The sequence below is a fragment of the Streptomyces sp. NPDC043853 genome (assembly GCF_056436025.1).
The window spans coordinates 260,266-275,773 of sequence record NZ_JBWKDJ010000012.1 but is presented as its reverse complement, the minus strand read 5'-3'; the positions used below and the strand labels follow the sequence as shown (position 1 = coordinate 275,773).

Sequence of the window (15,508 nt, the reverse complement as noted above, 5' to 3'; positions counted from 1 at the left end):
GGTGCGAACAAGCCGGTCCGGCTGCAGGGCGCGTTCGTCACCGAGGACGAGGTCCAGGCGGTGGTCCGGCACTGCAAGGACCAGATGGCCCCGGTCCACCGGTCGGATGTCTTTGCGGAACAGGAAGCGCCCCCAGGGATCGGCGAGGATCTCGACGAGCTGTGCAAGGCGGTGGAATTGGTGGTCTCCACCCAGTTCGGGTCGACCTCGATGCTCCAGCGCAAGCTCCGAATGGGATTCCGACAGGCCGGGCGCCTCATGGAGCACATGGAGTGGTACGGGATCGTCGGGCCACCTGACGGCAGCAAGGCGCGGGACGTCCTGATCCGTCCCGAGGAACTCGACGCGGTGCTCGGCGCGCTCCGGGGAGGTCGCTGAACAGCCGGATCCCGCGTGAGAGAGCGGGCGCGCCGGGATGTGACCATGGCCCCCTGAGCAACTCGTGTTCCTGGGGGGACCATGCGCATCACCCGTACCGTCTTCGGCCTGGTGGCCGGCACCGTCGTCGCGGCCCTGCTGGCCGGCTGCAGCTCGTCGGCCGCGAAGCCGGAGAAGGGCGCGTCCCCGGCGGTCACGCAGGTCCCTGCGGCCGGAGCGGAGGGGCTCGACCCGGAGCCGCGGCCGCAGGACCAGAACCTGCTGGCCTGGACCGGCGACCCGAACGACGCCGGCCATGTCACGGCCCAGTCCTCCGCCGGGGTGGGCGGCCGGATCACCCTGGTCCGGATCGTCCTGCGCGAGCGCACCCCCTGGTCGAACATCTGGCTGGGACTGGCCGGGATCGACCCCAGTGCCCAGCTCGCCGACTGCTACCTCGGCGTGTACGACGCCAAGGGCACCCTCCGCGGGGCCACCGCGGACATCTCCCCGCAGCTGATGACCGACGCGATCGCCAAGCCGCTGGCCCTGCAGAAGCCCTTCACCGCCGAGCCGGGCACCTACTTCATCGCCCTGCTGCTGAACGGCACCTGGGCCACCAACGGACTGACCCTGAAGGCCACCGGGGCCGGCATCTCGGTGAACGCGGGCCTCACCCCGCCCAACCTGCGCTACAGCACCGTGCTGACCGGGCAGACCTCGCTGCCCGCCACCCTGGACCTCACGCAGCAGTCCACCAGCACGATCAACACCGGCTGGGCCAGCCAGTGGTACGCCGTGTCCTGAAACGAGCCGTGGGGGCGGGCCCCTTCCGGGCCCGCCCCCACGGACGTCAGCGTGCGGTGCGGATCAGCACTCGATGACGTTCACGGCGAGGCCGCCGCGCGCCGTCTCCTTGTACTTGATCTTCATATCGGCGCCGGTCTCCTTCATGGTCTTGATGACCTTGTCGAGGGAGACCTTGTGGCTGCCGTCCCCGCGCATCGCCATCCGCGCCGCGGTGACCGCCTTCACCGCCGCCATGCCGTTGCGCTCGATGCACGGGATCTGGACCAGGCCGCCGACCGGGTCGCAGGTCAGGCCCAGGTTGTGCTCCATGCCGATCTCGGCCGCGTTCTCCACCTGCTCCGGGGTGCCGCCGAGCACCTCGGCCAGCGCGCCCGCCGCCATGGAGCAGGCCGAGCCGACCTCGCCCTGGCAGCCGACCTCGGCGCCGGAGATCGAGGCGTTCTCCTTGAACAGCATGCCGATCGCACCGGCGGCGAGGAGGAAGCGCACCACGCCGTCCTCGTCCGCGCCCGGGACGAAGTTCACGTAGTAGTGCAGGACGGCCGGGAGCACGCCCGCCGCGCCGTTGGTCGGCGCGGTCACGACCCGGCCGCCGGCCGCGTTCTCCTCGTTGACCGCCATCGCGTAGATCGTGGTCCACTCGCTGCGGTGCAGCAGCGGGTCGCCCTCGGTGCGCAGCTGGCGGGCGGTGGCCGCGGCGCGCCGCTTGACCCGCAGACCGCCCGGCAGGATGCCCTCGCGGGACATGCCGCGGGAGACGCAGGCCTGCATGACCCGCCAGATCTCCAGCAGGCCCTCGCGGATCTCCTCCTCGGTGCGCCAGGCCTTCTCGTTCTCCAGCATCAGGGAGGAGATCGACAGCCCGGTCTCGCGGGTCAGCCGGAGCATTTCGTCACCGGTGCGGAAGGGGTACTTCAGCACGGTGTCGTCGAGCTTGATCCGGTCCTCGCCGACCGCGTCCTCGTCCACCACGAAGCCGCCGCCGACCGAGTAGTACGTCTTCTCCAGCAGCGGGGCGCCCGCCTCGTCGTACGCGAAGAGGGTCATGCCGTTGGCGTGGTACGGCAGCGAGCGGCGGCGGTGCAGGATCAGCTGGTTCGGCTCGTCGAAGTCGATCTCGTGCACCTCGCCTATCTCCGCGCCGAGCAGCCGCAGCCGCTTGTTCTGCCGGATGCGCTCGACCTCGTCGTCGGCCTTCTCGACGTCGACCGTGCGCGGGGAGTAGCCCTCCAGGCCGAGCAGGACGGCCTTGGGCGTGCCGTGGCCGTGGCCCGTAGCGCCCAGGGAGCCGTACAGCTCGGCCCGGACGGAGACGGTCTGGGCGAGCAGGCCGTCCTTCTTCAGCCGGTTCACGAACATGCGGGCGGCACGCATCGGGCCGACGGTGTGCGAGCTGGACGGACCGATGCCGATCGAGAAGAGATCGAAGACGGAAATGGCCACGGTGGCGGACTCCCTTGTCTGCTCGTGGGGTGGGAGGGCGGGAGGGGTGATTTTTGTGGATTTTGTCCGGCAGACGAGCGTATCGCGCCAGGGTGAACGGCCGGCCTTCGGAACGGGGCCGTGAGGGGGCGGCCCGGCGTGAGTCGCCTCACGCTCGCGGGTCCGGCTCGAAGGCGGGTGGTGCCCCGGCCGGAGCCCGTCCGGGGCAGAGGGAAGGGTGAAGAGAAGGGCAAAGGGAAGGGCCCGGCCCTGTGGAAACAAGGCCGGGCCCCCCAACCGAAGCCTTAGAGCGACGGGTACAGCGGGTGCTTCTCGGCCAGCGCGGTGACGCGGGCCCGCAGGGCCTGGGCGTCGGCCGCCTCGAAGGGAGAGGGCGCCTTGAGCGCCTCGGCGATGATGTCGGCGACCTCGGTGAAGTCCTCGGCGCCGAAACCGCGGGTGGCCAGGGCCGGGGTGCCGATCCGCAGGCCCGAGGTGACCATCGGCGGCCGCGGGTCGTTCGGGATGGCGTTCCGGTTGACCGTGATGCCGACCTCGTGGAGGCGGTCCTCGGCCTGCTGGCCGTCCAGCTCGGAGTTGCGCAGGTCCACCAGGACCAGGTGCACGTCCGTGCCGCCGGTGAGCACGTCCACGCCCACGGCCTTGACGTCGTCCTGGACCAGGCGGGCGGCGAGGATCCTCGCGCCCTCCAGGGTGCGCTCCTGGCGCTCCTTGAACTCCTCCGAGGCGGCGACCTTGAAGGAGACGGCCTTGGCCGCGATCACGTGCTCCAGCGGACCGCCCTGCTGGCCGGGGAAGACCGCGGAGTTGATCTTCTTGGCCAGCTCCTGCGTCGACAGGATCACACCGCCGCGCGGACCGCCGAGGGTCTTGTGCGTGGTGGTGGTGACCACGTGGGCGTGCGGCACCGGGTTCGGGTGCAGGCCCGCGGCGACCAGGCCCGCGAAGTGGGCCATGTCGACCATCAGGTACGCGCCGACCTCGTCCGCGATCCGGCGGAAGGCGGCGAAGTCCAGCTGGCGCGGGTACGCGGACCAGCCGGCGACGATCAGCTGCGGCTTGGACTCCTTGGCCAGGCGCTCGACCTCGGCCATGTCGACCGTGCCGTCCTCGCCCACGTGGTACGGGACCACGTTGTAGAGCTTGCCGGAGAAGTTGATCTTCATGCCGTGGGTCAGGTGACCGCCGTGGGCCAGGTTCAGGCCCATGATCGTGTCGCCCGGCTTCAGCAGCGCGAACATCGCGGCCGCGTTGGCCTGCGCGCCCGAGTGCGGCTGCACGTTGGCGGCCTCGGCGCCGAACAGCGCCTTGATCCGGTCGATGGCGATCTGCTCGACCACGTCGACGTGCTCGCAGCCGCCGTAGTAGCGGCGGCCCGGGTAGCCCTCGGCGTACTTGTTGGTGAGGACCGAACCCTGGGCCTCCATGACGGCGACCGGAGCGAAGTTCTCCGACGCGATCATTTCCAGGGTCGACTGCTGGCGCACGAGCTCGGCGTCGACGGCGGCGGCGACGTCCGGGTCAAGCTCGTGCAGAGGGGTGTTCAGTACAGACATCTCTATCCCTGGTGTGGTGGGAGGTCAGCCCGCGGTGAACGCGGTGTACTCGTCGGCGGACAGCAGGTCGTCCTCGCCGCCCGTGATCTTGACCTTGAACAGCCAGCCGCCCTCGAACGGGGCGGTGTTCACGAGCGCCGGGTCGTCCACGACGTCCTGGTTGGCCTCGGTGACCTCACCGGTCACCGGGGCGAACAGGTCGCTGACCGACTTGGTGGACTCCAGCTCGCCGCAGGTCTCGCCGGCGGTGATGGTGTCGCCCACGGCGGGGAGCTGGGCGAAGACGACGTCACCGAGGGCGTTGGCCGCGTACTCGGTGATGCCGACGGTGGCGACGCCGTCCGCGTCGACCGCCGTGACCCACTCGTGCTCCTTGGTGAAGCGCAGCTGCTGGGGGTTGCTCATGACCTGATTCTCCTGGATGAGGGGAGTGCTGATGAACGTTGGTCTTGCAGGGTGAGACGGGTCCCGGAAGGGGAGACCGTCACTTCTGCCGCTTGTAGAAGGGCAGGGCGACGACCTCGTACGCCTCATGGGTACCTCGAATGTCGACGCCGACGCCGGAGGTGCCGGGCGCGGCGTGCTCCGCGTCGACGTACGCCATCGCGATCGGCTTGCCCAGGGTGGGGGACGGAGCGCCCGAGGTGACCTCGCCGATCACCTGCCCGCCCGCGACCACGGAGAAGCCCGCGCGGGGCACCCGGCGGCCTGAAGCGATCAGGCCGACGAGCTTGCGCGGGGCCTTGGTCTCGGAGAGCTCGGCGGCGGCCTGCAGGGCGGCGCGGCCGACGAAGTCGCCCTCCTTCTCGAACTTCACGACCCGGCCCAGGCCCGCGTCGAACGGGGTCAGCGCGGTGGTCAGCTCGTGCCCGTAGAGCGGCATGCCCGCCTCCAGGCGCAGCGTGTCCCGGCAGGACAGGCCGCACGGGACCAGGCCGGCCTCGGCGCCCGCCTCGGTCAGCGCCTGCCACAGCTGCACGGCGTGCTCCGGCTTCACGAACAGCTCGAAGCCGTCCTCGCCGGTGTAGCCGGTGCGGGCGATCAGCGCGGGGACCCCGGCCACGGTGCCGGGCAGGCCGGCGTAGTACTTCAGGCCGTCGAGGTCGGCGTCCGTCACCTTCTTGAGGATGCCGGGGGACTCCGGGCCCTGGACGGCGATCAGCGCGTAGGCCTCGCGGTCGTCGCGGACCTCGGTGTCGAAGCCGGCCGCGCGCTCGGTCAGCGCGTCGAGCACGACCTGGGCGTTGGAGGCGTTGGCGACGACCATGTACTCGGTCTCGCCCAGGCGGTAGACGATCAGGTCGTCCAGGATGCCGCCGTCCTCCTGGCAGATGTGGGTGTAGCGGGCGCGGCCCACGCCGACCGTGGAGATGTTGCCGACCAGCGCGTAGTCCAGGGCCTTGACGGCCTCCGGGCCGGTGAGGGTGATCTCGCCCATGTGGGAGAGGTCGAACAGGCCGGCCTTGGTGCGGACGGCGTTGTGCTCGTCGCGCTCGCTGGCGTACCGCAGCGGCATGTCCCAGCCGGCGAAGTCGGTCATGGTCGCACCGAGCTCGCGGTGCAGCGCGTCGAGCGCGGTCAGACGGGGGGCATTGCTCATCGGTACGGCTCCCAGGTCCCAGGGCATCGGCATGACGTGACGAGGACGATCCTCCCCATCTGTCATCGGAACCTGAGAGGTTCGCCGAGAGTCTCTGTCACCTGCGGGATCGGTTCGGTCACGCACGGACCGGATCGCGCACGGGTCGGGGCTCGGCTTGCACCTTGGGTGGAGCCGCGGCGGAGCGCGGCTCGCTTTTCAGATCTGCCTCATCCACGCGGTACGGGGCCTGAGAGATTCAAGGGAGGTTCTTGCTCCTTCGGCGTCCGGTGCCCGTGGGGGCTGCCGGAACTCTCCCGCGCGGATTCAAGCGGCCGGTATGCAGTTGGTGTCCAGTTGGCGCACATCATTGCACGGGATGCGGCCGTATGGGCGGCCGGGCCCGGAACTGTGTACGGGCCGGACGTGTCCCCGGTCTCGAAGGCCGGACCCGCCCTGCGGAACCGGACCTGCGGGATTACCGTCTCTTTACACTCAGTGGGAAAGGGTCCTGGGAACTCCTGGTGAATCCTGGCGACCCGATTCGGGGGAGGCGAGTGCGGTGCGCAGACTCGGACTGACGGCGGCGACGGCAGCGGGGACGGCGACGGCGCCGGCGACGGCGGCGGGCGTGCCGGCGCAGCGCGGGCTGCCGGCGCGGGGCGCGGAGGGCACGGCCGCCGCGGCCGCGGTCCGCGACCTGCGGGGCCGCTCCGCGGGCCCGTCGTTCCTGGGCTTCGCCGAGGGGGACATCGTGGTGGTGTCCGGGCTGCCCGGCGGCGGCAAGAGCACGCTGATCAAGCGGACCGTCGCCGAGGGCGACGCGGCCATCGACTCGCAGGACGTCCGAGAGCGCTGGGAGCGCCGGATGCCGACCGCCCTGCCCTACGGGCTGTACCGCCCGCTGGTCCGCGTCGCGCACTACGCGGGCCTCGCCCGGGTCCTGCGCTCCGGCCGTTCCGTGGTGGTCCACGACTGCGGCACCCAGAGCTGGGTGCGCGGCCTGCTGGCCCGTGCCGCCCGCCGGCGCGGCCGCGACCTCCACCTGGTCCTGCTGGACGCCAGCCCGGCGGAGGCGCTGTCGGGTCAGGCGGAGCGGGGCCGGGGCGTCACGGTGTACGCCTTCGCCCGGCACCGGGGCGCGGTCCGCCGGCTGCTGCGCGCGGCCGAGTCCGGAGGGCTCCCGGCGGGCTGCGCGACCGCCACCCTGCTGGACCGTGCGGCCGCGTCGCGTCTGACCCGCATCGCGTTCCGCGCCTGACCGGTCCCCGGGGCCGTGCCCGCTCCGTGCCCGCGCCGGCCCCGGGCCGTGCTCGGTACCGTCGTGGCCGTGCGGCCCGCGCCGGCGGAGCCGGGGGGTCGCGCGCCGAAGGCACCCACTACCCTCGGCCGGGTACGCGGAGCAGGGAGGCGCAGGCGATGCAGGGGCAAGGGGGCGGCTGGCCCGCCAATGAGCTGGAACAGGTGCTGGGCGCTGCCCTGGGCGACCCCGAGGCGGGCGCCCGGATCCTGGACGCCCTGGCCCGCAGCGAGCTGTGGGTGCCCCTGCCGGCCGGCGGCGGGCCGGACAGCGCCGGCCTGCGGCTGCCCACCATGGACATCGGCGGAGCCGCCTACGTCCCCGTGTACTCCAGCGAGCAGCAGTTCCTCGCCTGCGCCGGCCCCGGCATGGACTTCGCGGTCGCCCCGGCCGTCGAGTTCGCCCGCGGCCTGCCCCCGCAGCTCGGCATCGCCGTGAACCCCGAGGGCGCCGTCGGCGTCCCGCTGCCGCCGCCCGCCGTCGCCGAGCTCTGCCGGGCCGGCCTGGTCCCGCAGGAAGGCGCCAGTGGCGGCCGGGTCCGGCTGTTCGAGCCGGACTGGCAGGAGGATCCGGTCGATTTCCTCACCGCCGCCGGCGAGGAGTTCCGGGCCACCGGCATCGTGGCCTCCGCCCACCGCTGCCTCGCCAGCGTCGAGGGCGGCGCGCCCGAGCTCTACATCGGTGTCCGCCTGCTGGGACACCGGCCCGAGGAGCGGGACACCCCGCTGGACGCCCTGGCCCGCGCCCTGAACCGGGTCCAGCCGCCGTGGCCGGTGCACCTGATCCTGCTCGACGCCACCGACGATCTGGTGGCCGAGCACATCCGCGAGCGCGTGCGCCCGTTCTATCTGCCCTAGGCACCCGTAAGCTGGTGGGGTTTCCGGGCTGACGGGCGGACAAAGAGACGAAGAGGGGTACCGGGTGAGTGCGTCAGGCACGGCCGCGGCCGGGCGGGTCGAGCACATGCTGCGCCAGGTGGCCCCCGGGCGTTATGACAGCTACGAGTCACTGCTGCACGCGCTCGGCGAGGGCCGACTGTGGATGCTCCTCTGGCAGGGGCAGCCCGGTTCCCCGGACGCCCAGTACGGCGGCATGGAGGTCGACGGGCTGGGCTACGCGCCCTGCGTGACCTCCCCGCAGGAGCTCGCCGCGAGCGGCTGGAACCGGGCGTACGAGGTGGTCACCGGCCGGGACATCGCCCGTGCCCTCTACCCCGACCGCTGGGGCCTGTGGGTCAATCCGCACGACGCGGGCGGCGGCCTCGGCATTCCCTGGGCCGACCTGCGCCGGGTGGCCACCGGCCTGGACCGGATGCCGGCCGGGCCGCTGCGGCTTTCGGAGCCCGCGCTGGAACTCCCGCAGTTCTACGGGCTGCTCACGCAGCACGCGCACCGCACGCCCGTGGTCCGCTCGCTCCGCCGCGCCTGGGTGCAGCCGGCGCTGGGCCAGCCGTACCTCGCCGTCGGGCTCGACCTCTACGACGCCTCGCCGGCGGCGCTGGAGTCGGTGCGCGAGATGATGCGCCAGTCGGTGACCGCCGTCCCCGAGGGCGTACCCGTCTGCACCGTCGCCCTCGCCGACGAGCACGACCCGGTCGCGATGTGGCTGAGGGCCCAGGCACGGCCCTTCTACGACCGCGAGGCGCAGGCGTCCGGGTACTGAGATTCCTCCGCGGGCAACCGCGCGCGCGACCATCGGGCCGCACGGAACAGATCGTTCTGTGCGGCCTTTGTGTTGTCCGGATTTGGGCGGTCCTTGGGCCCAAATAACGCACAGCTGGCGACAGTTGGGCACGATGTCCACTTCCGTACCGAACGGACGGTGTTGCTCCGCTGAGGGGCCACCGCAGTCCGGATAACGGGAACCCGACCCTCACATCACGGTTGCGCATCCATTCATCTGCGGGTCTGGCGGCTGGTCGACGGCCCGATGAAGACTCCCCCACCAAGAGCCGATCAGTCCTCCCAATCGAGGGTTCGGCGCGCGCAGTTCGCTCGCGGCATCCGCAGCACGGCACCACCGCACCACGCGCACCACCTGCACACCCGCAGCACTCGCACACCCGCAGCACTCGCTGTACTCGCACTTCCTGTACTCGCACTCACAGCGCCACTCCGCACCAACGCCGCCACAGCGGCGGGCATGGGCCGGCCCACCCGTCGGCCGAGAGGGGTCCCCACCACGATGACGGCACCACTGCATGACACGAGCGCGGAACAAGCACCCGTTGCCGTTGCCGTAGCCGACGTCCCAGCCAAGGCCATCGAAGGCCGCTCACCGGGCCGGATCGCCTGGATGCGGCTCAAGCGCGACAAGGTCGCGCTGACCGGCGGCATCGTCGTGATCTTCCTGGTCCTGGTGGCGGTCTTCGCGCCGCAGATCGTGAGCCTGCTGGGCCACCCGCCCAACGAGTTCCACGAGGAGATGATCGACCCCGAGTTCGGCACCCCGACCGGCTCCTTCGGGGGCATGAGCTCGGACTTCCTGCTGGGCGTGGAGCCGACCAACGGCCGCGACGTGTTCAGCCGGATCGTCTTCGGCGCGCGGATCTCGCTGACCGTGGCCTTCCTCGCCGCCTTCGTCTCGGTGATCATCGGCAGCCTGCTGGGCGCCCTCGCGGGCTTCCTCGGCGGCTGGGTCGACGCCCTGATCAGCCGGGTGATGGACCTGCTGCTGGCCTTCCCGCAGCTGCTGTTCACCATCGCCCTGGTCTCCGTGGTCCCCAACTCCGTCTGGGGCTTCGAGGGAACCGGCGTCCGGATGGGCGTCCTGGTCATCGTCATCGGCTTCTTCGGCTGGCCGTACATCGGGCGCATCGTCCGCGGCCAGACCATCTCGATGCGCGAACGCGAGTACGTCGAGGCCGCACGCAGCCTCGGCGCCGGACGCGGCTACATCCTGATCAAGGAACTGCTGCCCAACCTGGTCGCGCCGATCCTCGTGTACACCACGCTGATCATCCCGACCAACATCCTGACGGAGGCGGCCCTCAGCTTCCTCGGCGCCGGCGTCAAGCCGCCGACCGCGTCCTGGGGAAAGATGCTGTCCGACGCCGTCCCCATCTACCAGGACGCACCCATGTTCATGGTCGTCCCCGGTCTCGCGATCTTCATCACCGTCCTGGCGTTCAACCTCTTCGGGGACGGGCTGCGTGACGCACTCGACCCCAAGGGCAGCTGAACCGCTCAAACGATTCACCCACTCATGGAGGTTGGACCCATCGTGATCCGCAGAAAGCAGGCACTCGCGATCACCGCAGTGATCGCCGCTCTGTCGCTGACCGCCGCGTGCGGTGGCGACGGCGATGACAGCAAGGCCGGCAAGACCGGAGCCTCCGGCGCCGCCTTCGACGCCGCGACCAAGGGCGTCGTCAACGCGTCCGACAAGAAGGGCGGCGAGCTCAAGCTCTGGTCGCCGCAGGACGTCGACTACCTCGACCCGGCGCGTGCCTACTACGGCTTCGTGTGGAACATGCAGCGCCTCTTCGTGCGGCAGCTGCTCGCGTACGACGCCAAGCCCGGCAAGGACGGCACCAAGCTGGTCCCGGACCTCGCGCAGTCGCTGCCCGAGATCAGCAACGACGGCAAGACCTACACGCTGAAGCTCAAGGACGGCGTGAAGTTCGAGGACGGCACGCCGATCACCTCGAAGGACATCAAGTACGGCATCGAGCGCGTTTTCGCGCAGGACGTGCTCTCCGGCGGTCCGACCTACCTGATCGACGTTCTCGACCAGGGCCAGAAGTACCCCGGCCCGTACAAGGACACCGACCCGGCCAAGATGGGCCTGAAGTCGGTCCAGACGCCGGACGACAAGACCATCGTCTTCAACCTGGCGACCGCCAACTCGGACTTCAGCTACCTGCTGGCCATGCCGGGCTCCTCGCCGGTCCCGGCGGCCAAGGACACCGGCGCCAAGTACACCAACCAGCCGGTCTCCACCGGCCCGTACAAGGTCGAGAGCTTCACCGCCGGCAAGGGCGCGACCTTCGTGCGCAACGAGCACTGGGACCCGAAGACCGACACGATCCGCAAGGGTCTGCCGGACAAGGTCTCCTTCACGGTGACCACCAACGCCGAGGACATGGACCAGCGCCTCCTCAACGGCGACATCGACCTGGCGGCCGACGGCACCGGTCTGCTCACCGCGGCGAAGAACAAGGTCCTCAAGGACGAGAAGCTCAAGCAGCACGCGGACAACCCGTTCACGGGCTACATCCGCTACATGGTCTTCCCGCAGACCGTGGCGCCGTTCGACAACATCGAGTGCCGCAAGGCCGTCATCTACGCGGCCGACCCGAAGTCCCTGCAGACCGCCCGCGGCGGCCCGACCTCCGGTGACCTCGGCGCGAACATGCTGCCGCCCGGCATCCCCGGCTCCGACAAGGCCTACGACCCGTGGGGCCTGACCAAGGGCCAGCCGCAGCTCGACAAGGCCAAGGAGGCCCTGAAGGCGTGCGGCAAGCCTGACGGCTTCGAGACCACCATCGCGGTCCGCAACAACCGTGCCGCCGAGGTCAAGACCGCCGAGTCCCTGCAGGCCGCGCTCGACAAGGTCGGCATCAAGGCCAAGATCGACCAGTACGACGGCAAGCTCTCCTCCTCCACGATCGGCTCGCCCGAGAACGTGAAGAAGAAGGGCTACGGCATCATCGTCATGGGCTGGGGCGCCGACTACAACTCCGGCGCGGGCTTCCTGCAGCCGCTGGTCGACGGCTCCTTCATCCTGCCGAACGGCAACAACAACTACTCCGAGATCAACGACCCGGAGATCAACAAGCTGTTCGACGACGCCGCTGCCGCCAAGACCCCCGAAGAGGCCGCGCCGTTCTACACGGACATCAACAAGAAGGTGATGGAGAAGGCCCTGTACCTGCCCATCAACTTCGACAAGGCCTTCGTCTACCACAACCCGCGTCTGACGAACGTCTTCTTCAACGAGTCGTACGGCAAGATCGACCTCGCCACGGTGGGCGTCGTCAAGTAACTGTCAGGCACGTGCCTTCACCGCACATGCGCTAGTCCGAAGGGCAGGTGAAGGCCGCAGGCGGCGGCTGCCGTCCCCACAAGGGGCGGCGGCCGCCGGCCCTGGCGGCCGACTGCAGTGCTCGTCTACCTCATCCGGCGACTGTTCAACGTCGTCGCCACGCTGCTGGTGGTCTCCGTGGTCACCTTCGGCATCTTCTTCGCGGTGCCGAAGATCACCGGGTCCGATCCCGCGCTGATGTACGCCGGCCGCGAGACCAATGAGACCGCCCTGGCGGGCATCCGCGTGAAGATGGGCTTCGACAAGCCCATCTCCGAGCAGTACTTGCTCTTCGTGAAGGGCATCGTCGCAGGCCGGGACTACGACAACGGCGTCGACACGACGCACTGCCCGGCCCCTTGCTTCGGCTATTCGTTCAAGAGCGAGACGCCGGTGTGGGACATGATGCTCGACCGTATTCCGGTCACCGTCTCGCTCGCCCTGGGCGCGGCCGTGATCTGGGTCCTCGCGGGTGTCCTGACCGGTGTCATCTCGGCGCTCAAACGCCGGACGGCGATCGACCGCACCGTGATGGTCGGCGCCCTCGCCGGCGTCTCGCTGCCGATCTTCTTCACCGGCATGCTCGCCCCGGCGGTCCTCGTCTACGGCCTGGGCTGGCTGGACGTCTCCAACTACCAGCCGATCACCGAGGATCCGGGAGCCTGGCTCAACAGCATGATCCTCCCCTGGGTCACCCTGGCCTTCCTCTTCGCCGCCACCTACGCCCGCATCACCCGCGCCACCATGCTGGAGGTGCTCGGCGAGGACTACATCCGCACGGCCCGCGCCAAGGGGCTCACCGAGCGGGTGGTCATCCGCAAGCACGCCCTGCGCTCCACCCTCACCCCGCTCGTCACCATGTTCGGCCTGGACTTCGGCGGACTCCTCGGCGGCGCCGTCCTCACCGAGACCACCTTCAACTTCCAGGGCCTGGGCACGGCGGCGGTCGGCGCGATCAGGGACGGCGACCTGCCCGTGATCATGGGTGTCACCCTGCTCGCGGCGCTCTTCGTCGTGATGGCGAACCTGATCGTGGACATGCTGTACGCCGTCATCGACCCGCGCGTGAGGCTGACGTGACCGAGAACCGCACCACCCCCCTCGTTCCTGAGCAGGCGGGGCCCCCCTCCGAGGGATCGGCCTTCCTCTCCGTCCGCGACCTCAAGGTCCACTTCCCGACCGACGACGGCCTGGTCAAGTCCGTCGACGGGCTCTCCTTCGACCTGGAGCGCGGGAAGACCCTCGGCATCGTCGGCGAGTCCGGTTCCGGCAAGTCGGTGACCTCGCTGGCCATCATGGGCCTGCACCGGACCGGCAACGCGCGCAGCCGCCCCACCATCGGCGGCGAGGTCTGGCTCGACGGCGAGGAGCTGCTGCGCGCCGACGCCGACGAGGTGCGCCGGCTGCGCGGCCGCAAGATGGCGATGGTCTTCCAGGACCCGCTGAGCGCCATGCACCCGTACTACACGGTCGGGCACCAGATCGTGGAGGCGTACCGGACCCACCACGGCGTGGACAAGAAGACCGCGAAGAAGCGGGCGGTCGAGATGCTCGACCGCGTCGGCATCCCCGAGCCCGGCAAGCGCGTCGACTCCTACCCGCACGAGTTCTCCGGCGGCATGCGCCAGCGCGCGATGATCGCGATGGCCCTGGTCAACAACCCGGAGCTGCTCATCGCGGACGAGCCGACCACCGCCCTGGACGTCACCGTGCAGGCGCAGATCCTGGACCTGATCCGGGACCTGCAGAAGGAGTTCGGCTCCGCCGTCATCATGATCACGCACGACCTCGGCGTGGTCGCCGAGATGGCCGACGACATCCTGGTGATGTACGGCGGCCGGTGCGTGGAGCGCGGCTCCGCCGAGAAGGTGTTCTACGAGCCCCGGCACCCCTACACCTGGGGCCTGCTCGGCTCGATGCCGCGCATCGACCGCGACCAGACCGACCGCCTGATCCCGGTGAAGGGCTCCCCGCCCAGCCTGATCAACATTCCGAGCGGCTGCGCCTTCAACCCGCGCTGCCCGTACGCCGACCTCCCCAAGGACAACCTGACCCGGACCGTGCGTCCGGAGCTGGTGAGCCCGGACGGCGAGCGGCACTGGTCCGCCTGCCACATGTCGCAGGAGGAGCGGACCCGGATCTGGACCGAAGAGATTGCGCCGAAGCTGTGACCGACATCAAGAAGACGGGCGCCGACGACGGGCAGACGGGCGCTGACGCCGAGAAGACCGGCACCGCGACGCTTCCCGCACAGTCCGCGGCCTCCCCGGAACCCCTGCTCAAGGTGACCGGCCTGGTCAAGCACTTCCCCATCCACAAGGGGCTGCTGCGCCGCCAGGCGGGCGCCGTCAAGGCCGTCGACGGCATCGACTTCGACGTCCGCCGCGGTGAGACCCTCGGCATCGTGGGCGAGTCCGGCTGCGGCAAGTCGACGATGGGCCGGCTGATCACGCGGCTGCTGGAGCCCACCGGCGGAAAGGTCGAGTTCGAGGGCAAGGACATCACGCACCTCGGCGTCTCGGGCATGCGCCCGCTCCGCCGCGATGTGCAGATGATCTTCCAGGACCCGTACGGCTCGCTGAACCCGCGGCACACGGTCGGCGCGATCGTCTCCGCCCCGTTCAAGCTCCAGGGGGTCACCCCGGAGGGCGGGGTCAAGGCGGAGGTCCAGCGGCTGCTCTCGCTGGTGGGCCTGAACCCGGAGCACTACAACCGCTACCCGCACGAGTTCTCCGGCGGCCAGCGCCAGCGCATCGGCATCGCACGCGCGCTCGCGCTCAAGCCGAAGCTGGTCGTCGCGGACGAGCCGGTGTCCGCCCTGGACGTGTCGATCCAGGCCCAGGTGGTCAACCTGCTGGACGACCTCCAGGAGGAGCTGGGCCTCACCTACGTGATCATCGCCCACGACCTGTCGGTCATCCGGCACGTCTCGGACCGCATCGCGGTGATGTACCTCGGCAAGATCGTGGAGCTGACCGACCGCACCTCGCTGTACGCCTCCCCGATGCACCCGTACACCAACGCCCTGCTGTCCGCGGTTCCGGTGCCCGACCCGCGCCGGCGCGGTGCCAAGAGCGGCCGGATCCTGCTGAAGGGCGACGTGCCCTCGCCCATCGCCCCGCCGAGCGGCTGCCGCTTCCACACGCGGTGCTGGAAGGCGACGCAGATCTGCAAGACGCAGGAGCCGCCGCTGCTGGCCCTGAAGACCGGTCACCAGGTGGCCTGCCACCACCCGGAGAACGGGCCGGACCAGGCGCCGGGCGACCCGGCCCTCCCGGAGGCGCCGGAGGCCCCGGCCCCGACCCCGGCCTGAGGCGGGACCCGCCGCGGCGGGGGGGGGGGGAGGTGCGGGTCTCCCCCCCCCCACCCGGGGGGGGTTTTTTGGGAGCCCGGTTCCCGGGAGAGGGGCGGGAGGGGGAAAAAAGGGGAGGGGTTCCA

General features: G+C 70.4%; 14 protein-coding genes and 1 riboswitch. Of the genes, 10 read left to right on the top strand and 4 right to left on the bottom strand.

Features of this window, described 5'->3' with window-relative positions:
* Positions 1-378 (top strand): DNA translocase FtsK (locus AC067U_RS28460; protein ID WP_478832635.1); only part of this gene is annotated, 378 nt, incomplete at its 5' end.
* A gap of 81 nt (positions 379-459) precedes the next feature.
* Positions 460-1,164: a hypothetical protein gene (locus AC067U_RS28455; RefSeq protein ID WP_478832634.1), complete on the top strand. Its 705-nt coding sequence runs from the start codon at positions 460-462 to the stop codon at positions 1,162-1,164.
* A gap of 63 nt (positions 1,165-1,227) precedes the next feature.
* Here AC067U_RS28455 and AC067U_RS28450 read toward each other — a convergent pair whose 3' ends face one another.
* From AC067U_RS28450 to gcvT, 4 genes are all read right to left on the bottom strand, one after another.
* Entirely contained in the window at positions 1,228-2,610 is a 1,383-nt protein-coding gene (locus AC067U_RS28450) for an L-serine ammonia-lyase (RefSeq protein WP_478832633.1), read from the bottom strand.
* A 284-nt stretch (positions 2,611-2,894) separates the two neighbouring features.
* Entirely contained in the window at positions 2,895-4,166 is a 1,272-nt protein-coding gene (gene glyA / locus AC067U_RS28445; RefSeq protein ID WP_478832632.1) for a serine hydroxymethyltransferase, read from the bottom strand.
* Between the two features lie 24 nt (positions 4,167-4,190).
* Complete coding sequence (gene gcvH / locus AC067U_RS28440; RefSeq protein WP_478832631.1) at positions 4,191-4,571, bottom strand: glycine cleavage system protein GcvH; 381 nt, start codon at positions 4,569-4,571, stop codon at positions 4,191-4,193.
* 79 nt (positions 4,572-4,650) lie between these two features.
* Complete coding sequence (gene gcvT, locus AC067U_RS28435; RefSeq protein WP_478832630.1) at positions 4,651-5,766, bottom strand: glycine cleavage system aminomethyltransferase GcvT; 1,116 nt, start codon at positions 5,764-5,766, stop codon at positions 4,651-4,653.
* 208 nt (positions 5,767-5,974) lie between these two features.
* A riboswitch (glycine riboswitch) is annotated at positions 5,975-6,075 on the bottom strand.
* Between the two features lie 232 nt (positions 6,076-6,307).
* Between gcvT and AC067U_RS28430 the strand changes: the two genes are divergently transcribed.
* From AC067U_RS28430 to AC067U_RS28395, 8 genes are all read left to right on the top strand, one after another.
* Entirely contained in the window at positions 6,308-7,006 is a 699-nt protein-coding gene (locus AC067U_RS28430) for an AAA family ATPase (RefSeq protein WP_478832629.1), read from the top strand.
* Between the two features lie 158 nt (positions 7,007-7,164).
* A complete protein-coding gene (locus tag AC067U_RS28425; RefSeq protein WP_478832628.1) occupies positions 7,165-7,902 on the top strand; it encodes an enhanced serine sensitivity protein SseB in 738 nt (245 codons plus the stop codon).
* A 64-nt stretch (positions 7,903-7,966) separates the two neighbouring features.
* The gene (locus tag AC067U_RS28420) at positions 7,967-8,707 is read left to right on the top strand and encodes an enhanced serine sensitivity protein SseB C-terminal domain-containing protein (protein WP_478832627.1); all 741 of its coding nucleotides are present in this window, start codon (positions 7,967-7,969) and stop codon (positions 8,705-8,707) included.
* 522 nt (positions 8,708-9,229) lie between these two features.
* The gene (locus AC067U_RS28415; RefSeq protein ID WP_478832626.1) at positions 9,230-10,225 is read left to right on the top strand and encodes an ABC transporter permease; all 996 of its coding nucleotides are present in this window, start codon (positions 9,230-9,232) and stop codon (positions 10,223-10,225) included.
* Positions 10,226-10,249: 24 nt separating this feature from the next.
* The gene (locus AC067U_RS28410) at positions 10,250-12,031 is read left to right on the top strand and encodes an ABC transporter substrate-binding protein (RefSeq protein WP_478832625.1); all 1,782 of its coding nucleotides are present in this window, start codon (positions 10,250-10,252) and stop codon (positions 12,029-12,031) included.
* 117 nt (positions 12,032-12,148) lie between these two features.
* Positions 12,149-13,150, top strand: coding sequence for an ABC transporter permease (locus AC067U_RS28405; RefSeq protein ID WP_478832624.1), 1,002 nt, complete (start codon positions 12,149-12,151; stop codon positions 13,148-13,150).
* Positions 13,147-14,241 (top strand): ABC transporter ATP-binding protein, encoded by a 1,095-nt coding sequence (locus AC067U_RS28400; RefSeq protein WP_478832623.1) that lies wholly within the window; start codon positions 13,147-13,149, stop codon positions 14,239-14,241. Before AC067U_RS28405 ends, AC067U_RS28400 begins: the two co-directional genes overlap by 4 nt.
* Positions 14,238-15,383, top strand: coding sequence for an ABC transporter ATP-binding protein (locus tag AC067U_RS28395; RefSeq protein WP_478832622.1), 1,146 nt, complete (start codon positions 14,238-14,240; stop codon positions 15,381-15,383). The genes AC067U_RS28400 and AC067U_RS28395 overlap by 4 nt, the downstream gene beginning before the upstream one ends.
* Positions 15,384-15,508 lie beyond the last annotated feature (125 nt).